Raw genomic sequence first — 7,230 nt, 5'->3', positions numbered from 1 at the left:
ATCGAGCCCGCCGAGATCAGGTCTCGGTCTCGACAAGCTCGACCTCCGCACCACCCTTGATCGAGCCCGTCGAGATCAGGACTCAGTCACGACAAGCCCGACCTCCGAACCAGCGCTGATCGAGCCCGCCGAGATCAGGTCTCGGTCTCGACAAGCTCGACCTCCGCACCACCGCTGACCGAGCCCGCCGAGATCAGGACTCCGGTCACGACAAGCCCGACCTCCCGACCACCGCTGACCGAGCCCGCCGAGATCAGGACTCCGGTCTCGACAAGCCCGACCTGCGAACCACCGCTGACCGAGCCCGTCGAGATCACTGCGTCAGGAGAAGGTGGCGCGGAGCGCCTTCTTGTCCGGCTTGCCAAGGCCGGTCAGCGGCAGGGCGTCGACGGCGACGATCTGCTTGGGTACCTGCACCGAACCCTTGCGCTGCTTGACCTCCGCCTGGATCTCGGCGATCACCTCATCGGTCAGGGCGAAGCCGTCCCGGAGCACCACGATCGCGGTCACGGCCTCGCCGAACTTCTCGTGCGGGGTGCCGATCACGCCGACCTGAGCCACCGCCGGGTGCTCGGCGACAACGTCCTCCACCTCACGCGGGAAGACGTTGAAGCCACCGGTGACGATCATGTCCTTGGTCCGGTCGACGATGAACCAGAATCCGTCCTCGTCCTCGCGGGCCACGTCACCGGTCCGCATCCAGCCGTCGCGCCAGGTCTCGGCGGTCTGCTCCGGCAGCTTCCAGTAACCGCCGGAGACCAACGGTCCGGCCACGCAGATCTCGCCGGGCTCGCCCTGGGGAACCTCGTTGCCGTCGTCGTCGAGCAACGCCGCACGGACCAACGCCGCCGGGCGTCCACAGGACGTGAGCCGAGACTCGATCGGGACGCCGTCAGCGTCGACGTGGTCGCCCTTGCTGAAGTAAGTGATCGCCATCGGTGCCTCGGACTGCCCGTAGTACTGGGCGAAGATCGGTCCGAAACGCTCGATCGCCTCCTTGAGCCGCACCGGGTTGATCGCCGATGCCCCGTAGTAGACGGTCTCCAGGCTGGAGAGGTCGCGGGTCCGGCTGTCCGGGTGGTCGAGCAACGAGTAGAGCATCGTCGGGACCAGCATCAACGAGTTGATCCGCTCGCGCTCGATCGTCTCCAGCACCTCGGCCGGATCGAACCGGGCCGAGACGAAGAGGGTGCCGCCCTTGATCACCACGGGGACGAAGAACGCCGCGCCGGCGTGCGACAACGGGGTACACATCAAGAACCGCGGCTCGGTGGGCCATTCCCACTCGCTGAGCTGGATGCTCGCCATCGTGTTCATCGCCTGCGCCAGCCCGACGACGCCCTTCGGCTTGCCGGTGGTGCCACCGGTGTAGGCCAACGAGACGATGTGGTCCGGCGGAAGCAGCCGAGCCTGGAGCGGCTTGGCGTCGAACTGAGCGGCAGCCGCCACCAGGTCGTGCGCCTTGGCACGCGGGTGCGCGGCGAGTTCCTCGGGAACCGGGCCGATGGTGAGCACCTGGTTGAGGTTCGGGCACTTCTCGAGCAGCTCGAGCGCGCGGCCGGCGAAGTACGGGTCGACCACCAGCGTGGTGATCTCCGCATCGTTGATCACGTAGGCGTGGTCGTCGGCAGAGCCCAACGGGTGCAGGGAGACCCGGCGGAATCCTTGGGTCTGCCCGGCACCGATGATGAAGAGCACCTCCGGCCGGTTCAGCGCCAACAGCGCACCGCTGACGCCGGTCCCGGCGTCGAGGGCCTCGAAGGCCTGGATGTACTGGCTGATCCGGATCGCGACCTCGCCGCCGGTCAAGCTGGCGTCGCCGAGGTGCATGATCGGGCGGTCGCGGTGCCGCTTGAGCGCCGAGACCATGAGGTGCCCGTTATGGGTACCCCAGCGCAGCGTCTCGTTGCCCGGAAGGTCGGTCAGGGTGCTCACGAAAGCACCTCCGCGACCTGACGCACCTCGGCTGCCGAGCGCAGGCTCAGCAGCAAGGTGGTGACTCCGGTCGACTCCCACTCGGCGACCCGCTCACGGACGTAACCGGCGTCGCCGATGATGTGCATGTCGTCGACCAGCTTGTCGGGGATCAGCGCCGTGGCGGCATCCTTGCGGCCGGCGAGGTAGAGCTCCTGGACCTCGTCGGCCAACGCGCCGTAGCCCATCCGCTCGAAGACGTTCTTGTGGAAGTTCTGATCCTTGGCACCCATGCCGCCCATGTAGAGCGAGACGAACGGCTTCATCGCGTCGATCACGGCCTGCTTGGCAGCACCGTTGTCGGCCGTGATGGTGAGGTTGCACGTGGCCGCGATCTCGAAGCTCTCGCGGGTGTGCCGGGCCCCGGGCCGCGCGAAGCCCTCGTCGAGCCACGGCCGGTACATCTCGGCGGAGTTCGGCGTGTAGAAGATCGGGATCCAGCCGTCGGCGATCTCAGCGGTCTGCGCGACGTTCTTGGGGCCCTCGGCACCGAGCCAGACCGGCAGATCAGCGCGGAGCGGGTGCACGATCGACTTGAGCGGCTTGCCGAGGCCGACCGAGCCCGGACCGTTGTAAGGCAGCGGATGGTGCGGGCCGTCGTTGGCCACCGGGGCCTCGCGGGCCAACACCTTCCGGATGATCTCCACGACCTCGCGGGTACGCGCCAGCGGCTTGCTGTACGGGACGCCGTACCAACCTTCGACGACCTGGGGGCCGGAGACACCCATCCCCAGGATCATCCGGCCGCCGGTGAGGTGGTCGAGGGTGAGCGCGTGCATCGCGATCGAGGTCGGCGTGCGGCCGGACATCTGCACGATCGACGTACCGAGCCGGAGCCGGGTGGTGTCCTTGCCCCACCACGCCAACGGGGTGAAGGCATCTGAGCCCCACGCCTCGGCGGTGAAGATCGCATCAAAGCCGGAATCTTCGGCCGCGGCCACCAGATCTCCAACGCCTGTTGGGGGTTGCGCTCCCCAGTAGCCCAGCTGCAAGCCGAGTTTCATCTTCATCCTCCTGGCAGGGAATCTCTTGCCAGCAAGACTAGAACATGTTTCACTTTTGAGCCATGACCCCCAGCCAGAACCGGACGCTCAGCTCTCCGGTCCGCGTGAGTTTCGACTACACCCGGTCGACCGGACCGGTGCTCGGAAGCTATCTCAGCGGTTTGAGCGAACGTACCCTCCTCGCCGGTCGTACCAGCGACGGTCGCGTGATCACGCCGCCGCTCGAGTACGACCCGACCACCTACCAGGCCACCACCGACTTCGTCGAGGTCGCCGCCACCGGCACCGTGACCTCCTGGGTCTGGTGCCCCGAACCGGTGGAGGGCCAGCCTCTCGACCGCCCGTTCGCCTGGGTGCTGGTCACCCTGGACGGCGCCACCGAACCGATGCTGCACGCGCTCGACGTGACCAGCCCGGAGCAGGTCCACATCGGCCAGCGGGTCCGGGTGCGCTGGGCCGCCGAGCTGACCGGCGCGATCACCGACATCGCCTGCTTCGAGGTCACCGACGAGCCGAAGAGCGCCGGCTGGCCCCGTCCGGCCACCAGCCCGGCGATCAACACCAGTGGCCTGCCCGGCGAGGCGACCCCGAAGGTCGTCACCCCGGTCAACCTCAACTACACCTATGCCGCCAGCCCGGAGGAGAGCGCGTTCTTCCGCGGTCTCGCGGACGGCCGCATCGTCGGCCAACGCTGCCCTGCCTGCAACAAGGTCTACGTTCCACCGCGCGGCGCCTGCCCGACCGACGGCGTGCCGACCGCCGAAGAGGTGGAGCTCTCCCAGAGCGGGACCGTCACCACCTACTGCATCGTCAACGTGCCGTTCATGGGCCAGAAGATCAAGCCGCCGTACGTGTCGGCCTACATCCTGCTCGACGGCGCGGACATCGCACTGCAGCACATCATCCAGGAGATCCCGGCCGACGAGGTCCGGATGGGGATGCGTGTCGAAGCGGTCTGGAAGCCCCGCGAGGAGTGGGGCACCACGATCGAGAACATCGACTACTTCCGGCCCACCGGCGAACCGGACGCCGACTACGACAGCTACAAGCACCACCTGTGAGAAAGGAGTCTGACCATGCGTGACGTCGCCGTTGTGGGATACGCCCAGCGACAGACCTCCAACTTCGACGGCTCCCCCACCATGGTGGAGCTGCTCGTCCCCGTCTTCCAGGAGCTCTACGAGAAGACCGGCCTGAACCGGTCCGACATCGGCTTCTGGTGCTCCGGCTCCTCGGACTACCTGGCCGGGCGTTCGTTCTCGTTCGTCCAGTCCGTCGACGCGATCGGCGCGCTGCCGCCGGTCAACGAGTCGCACGTCGAGATGGACGCCGCCTGGGCGATGTACGAGGCCTGGTTGAAGATCCAGACCGGTGAGGTCGACACGGCACTGGTCTACGGCTTCGGCAAGAGCTCGGCCGGCACCCTGCGTCGGACCCTGACGCTGCAGCTCGACCCGCTGACCATGACGCCGTTGTGGCCCGACACGGTCTCGATCGCCGGCCTGCAGGCGCGACTCGGGATCGAAGCCGGCCTGTGGAGCGAGGAGGAGATGGCCGAGGTCGTCAACCGGTCGCTCACCGATGCGGAGAAGAACGAGTACGCGATCCGTAAGGGCGGATCCTCGGTCGCCGACCTCTTGGCGCGCCCGATGTACGCCGACCCGCTGCGCAAGCACGACTGCGCCCCGGTCACCGACGGTGTCTCCGCTGTGGTGATCGCAGCCGGCGACGTCGCCCGAAGGCTCCAGGAGCGTCCGGCCTGGATCACCGGCATCTCGCACAGCATCGACCCGCTGCACCTCGGTGCCCGTAACCTCACCGAGTCGCCGTCGGCTCGGGCGGCAGGCAAGGGCGTTGACCTGGACGGCGTCGAGATCGCCGAACTGCACGCCCCGTTCAGCCACCAGGAGATCATCCTGCGTCGCGAACTCGGCCTCGATGACGACGTCCGGATCAACCCGAGCGGCGGCGCCTTGGCCTCCAACCCGATGTTCACCGCCGGTTTGAACCGAGTCGGCGAAGCCGCCAAGCAGATCTGGAGCGGCAACGCCACCAAGGTGCTGGCTCACGCCACCTCGGGCCCGGCCCTGCAGCAGAACCTCGTGTGTGTGATGGATGGGAGCAACTGATGGGTAAGCAGCTTGCCGCTGTGGTCGGCGTCGGGCAGACCCACCACCGCGCGGTTCGCCCCGACGTCTCGATCGCCGGCCTCTGCCGCGAGGCGATCGACCGGGCTCTGCTCGACGCGAACATGACCTTCGACGACATCGACGCGATCGTGGTCGGCAAGGCGCCCGACCTGTTCGAGGGCGTGATGATGCCGGAGCTCTTCCTGGCGGAGGCACTCGGTGCCGCAGGCAAGCCGTTGATGCGCGTGCACACCGCCGGGTCGGTGGGTGGCTCCACCGCGATCGTGGCCGCCTCGCTGGTCCAGGCCGGCGTCCACAAGCGGGTGTTGACGGTCTCGTTCGAGAAGCAGTCGGAGTCGAACGCGATGTGGGCACTCTCGGTGCCGCTCCCGTTCATCATGCCGGTCCACGCCGGTGCCGGCGGCTACTTCGCCCCGCACGTCCGTTCCTACATCCGTCGCTCCGGCGCACCGACCCACATCGGTGCGATCGTGGCGGCGAAGGACCGGACGAACGCGCTCAACAACCCGTATGCGCACCTGCACAACGAGGGCACCACCGTCGACTCGGTGATGGCTTCGCAGATGCTCTGGGACCCGATCCGCTACGACGAGACCTGTCCGTCCTCGGACGGCGCTTGCGCTCTCGTGATCGCGGACGAGGAGACGGCCCGTGGCGCCGACTCCCCGGCCTGGATCCACGGCACGGTGATGCGTTCGGAGATGACGACCGCAGCCGAGCGGAACCAGGTCAACCCGCTGGCCGGTCGCGAGGCCGCGGCAGCGCTGTGGAAGCAGGCCGGGATCACCGACCCGCTCCGCGAGATCGACGCGGCGGAGATCTACGTCCCGTTCTCCTGGTTCGAGCCGATGTGGATGGAGAACCTCGGCTTCGCCGCCGAGGGCGAAGGCTGGAAGCTCACCGAGTCCGGAGCCACCGCGATGGGCGGCACGATGCCGGTCAACGCGTCGGGCGGTGTGCTCTCGTCCAACCCGATCGGTGCCTCCGGGATGCTCCGCTTCGCCGAGGCCGCTCTCCAGGTTCGCGGCAAGGCCGGCGACCACCAGGTCGACGGCGCCCGCCGTGCGCTGGGCCACGCCTACGGTGGCGGCTCGCAGTTCTTCGCCATGTGGGTGGTGGGGGCCGAACCGCCGAGCAACTAAGGCGGTTTGACGATCAGTGCACCCCGTTCGCCCTCACGGACGGGGTGCACTGTTCTGTCCAGCATGCCTGACGGTCGGACGCTGACCTGTCGCGGACCCGCGAGCGCGGGTCCGGGGATGCCAGCGCGGGTTCTGTCGCGCTCTAAGGTGAGAACATGATTGAACTTCGCACTCCTGCCCAGATCGAGGAGATGCGTCCGGCAGGACGCTTCGTCGGTGAGGTGCTGACCGCCCTCGCCGAGGCCGCCGATGTCGGCGTCAACCTGCTGGAGCTCGACGCCCTGGCCCACCAGATGATCCGTGATCGCGGCGCCGAGTCCTGCTACATCGACTACCACCCGTCGTTCGGTGCCTCACCGTTCGGCAAGGTGCTCTGCACCTCGGTGAACGACGCCGTCCTGCACGGCCTGCCGCACGACTACAAGCTCCGCGACGGCGACCTGCTCAGCGTCGACTTCGCCTGCAGCGTCGACGGCTGGGTCTCCGACTCGGCCCTGAGTGTCGTCGTCGGCACTCCCCGCCCCGAGGATCTCGCCTTGATCGAGACCACCACGCAGGCCCTGGCCGCCGGTATCGCGGCAGCCCAGCCGGGCAACAAGATCGGCGACATCAGCCACGCGATCGGCAGCGTCGCTCGGGCGGCCGGCCTGAAGGTGAACATGCAGTTCGGTGGTCACGGTGTCGGGCGCACGATGCACGGCGAGCCGCACGTCTCCAACGACGGTCGCCCCGGCCGCGGTTACAAGCTGCAGCCCGGCCTGGTGATCGCCATCGAACCGTGGTTCCTGCACACCACCGACGAGATCTACACCGACCCCGACGGTTGGACGCTGCGCAGCGCCGACGGTTCCCGCGGCGCCCACATGGAGCACACCGTGGCGATCACCGAGGACGGTCCGCTGATCCTCACCGCCCGCGACTAACCCAATGTGACCTCAGCGCTCGGATTTCACCCGAAAG

Annotated in this window: 7 protein-coding genes; 4 read left to right on the top strand and 3 right to left on the bottom strand. The window is 67.9% G+C overall.

Translation table 11 applies throughout. From position 1 onward, the window contains the following. Positions 1-134 precede the first annotated feature (134 nt). Genes ACLM5J_RS19630 through ACLM5J_RS19620 form a run of 3 tightly spaced genes read right to left on the bottom strand, consistent with a single transcriptional unit; the run spans position 135 to position 2,978 of the window. On the bottom strand, positions 135-317 hold the full coding sequence (locus tag ACLM5J_RS19630; protein ID WP_413658363.1) for a hypothetical protein: 183 nt from the start codon (positions 315-317) through the stop codon (positions 135-137). 4 nt (positions 318-321) lie between these two features. Beyond that, positions 322-1,935 carry a fatty-acid--CoA ligase FadD8 gene (gene fadD8 / locus ACLM5J_RS19625; RefSeq protein WP_413658362.1) on the bottom strand — a complete coding sequence of 538 codons (1,614 nt, stop codon included), beginning with the start codon at positions 1,933-1,935 and terminating at the stop codon, positions 322-324. Next, complete coding sequence (locus ACLM5J_RS19620) at positions 1,932-2,978, bottom strand: LLM class F420-dependent oxidoreductase (protein ID WP_413658361.1); 1,047 nt, start codon at positions 2,976-2,978, stop codon at positions 1,932-1,934. Before ACLM5J_RS19620 ends, fadD8 begins: the two co-directional genes overlap by 4 nt. A gap of 62 nt (positions 2,979-3,040) precedes the next feature. Here ACLM5J_RS19620 and ACLM5J_RS19615 point away from each other — a divergent pair, with 62 nt between their 5' ends. The 4 genes from ACLM5J_RS19615 to map all read left to right on the top strand — a co-directional run bounded on the left by ACLM5J_RS19615 (position 3,041) and on the right by map (position 7,193). Continuing rightward, positions 3,041-4,039 (top strand): Zn-ribbon domain-containing OB-fold protein, encoded by a 999-nt coding sequence (locus ACLM5J_RS19615; protein ID WP_413658360.1) that lies wholly within the window; start codon positions 3,041-3,043, stop codon positions 4,037-4,039. 15 nt (positions 4,040-4,054) lie between these two features. Beyond that, positions 4,055-5,107, top strand: coding sequence for a thiolase domain-containing protein (locus tag ACLM5J_RS19610; protein WP_413658359.1), 1,053 nt, complete (start codon positions 4,055-4,057; stop codon positions 5,105-5,107). After that, complete coding sequence (locus ACLM5J_RS19605; RefSeq protein ID WP_413658358.1) at positions 5,107-6,270, top strand: thiolase domain-containing protein; 1,164 nt, start codon at positions 5,107-5,109, stop codon at positions 6,268-6,270. Before ACLM5J_RS19610 ends, ACLM5J_RS19605 begins: the two co-directional genes overlap by 1 nt. A gap of 155 nt (positions 6,271-6,425) precedes the next feature. Further along, on the top strand, positions 6,426-7,193 hold the full coding sequence (gene map, locus ACLM5J_RS19600; protein WP_413658357.1) for a type I methionyl aminopeptidase: 768 nt from the start codon (positions 6,426-6,428) through the stop codon (positions 7,191-7,193). Positions 7,194-7,230: the final 37 nt, after the last annotated feature.

The sequence above is a fragment of the Nocardioides sp. Bht2 genome (assembly GCF_047308515.1).
GTDB lineage: Bacteria > Actinomycetota > Actinomycetes > Propionibacteriales > Nocardioidaceae > Nocardioides.
The sequence above is the reverse complement of the archived record's forward strand: the minus strand, read 5'-3'. Positions and strand labels throughout refer to the sequence as shown.